At 54.4% G+C, this 649-nt stretch carries 1 protein-coding gene; it reads left to right on the forward strand.

The annotated features are described in order from the left end of the window. On the forward strand, positions 1 to 407 hold a 407-nt coding region (locus tag ACXJ5O_RS29050; RefSeq protein WP_457302926.1), incomplete at its 5' end, for a TonB-dependent receptor domain-containing protein. Positions 408 to 649: the final 242 nt, after the last annotated feature.

Raw genomic sequence — 649 nt, forward strand, 5'->3', positions numbered from 1 at the left:
ACATCACTGAAGCCTGGAGGCTGACGGCCGCCTTTACTGCTCTCGACTTGAAAGTGAAGGAAGACGCCGACGAGGCACTGATCGGCAAGCAGCCCTATTTGATCCCTGAAGTACAGGCCTCGCTCTTTGCCCAGTACACCGTTCTCGATGGTGCGCTTGAAGGCCTCGCACTTGGTGGCGGTGTACGTTATGTCGGGTCTAGCTATGCCGACCAGTTGAATACGTTGAAGGTTCCCGATGTGGCCTTGGTGGATCTGAAACTCGGCTACAAGAAGAACAATTGGGGTGTTGATCTGAACGTCACCAACCTGTTCGACAAGGACTATGTATCGGGCTGCCAGGGCGTTTACGTTTGTTCCTATGGTGAAGGACGCAAGGCGTTGCTGAAAGCCCATCTGACCTGGTAGCAGGTGGCGTTGTACCCGGAGAAAACGCRACTAATGTGAATTCGATTATCTGCTAAACTTTCTGCAGAACTGTTCGCGCTGTCYGGCTCTACTGTTGATTTTCCGCTCAGCTTGCGTCAGGTTGAAGAGATGCTGCTCGAGCGCTTGCATCTCGTCCGCTCCACGTGGCGGTTCTGGTTTCTGTGTTTGGTCCCTCTACGGGATAGCGTTGACCGCGCGGGCGGCGACGATGACAAGCGTCA

Source organism: Phyllobacterium sp. P5_D12 (assembly GCF_054049495.1).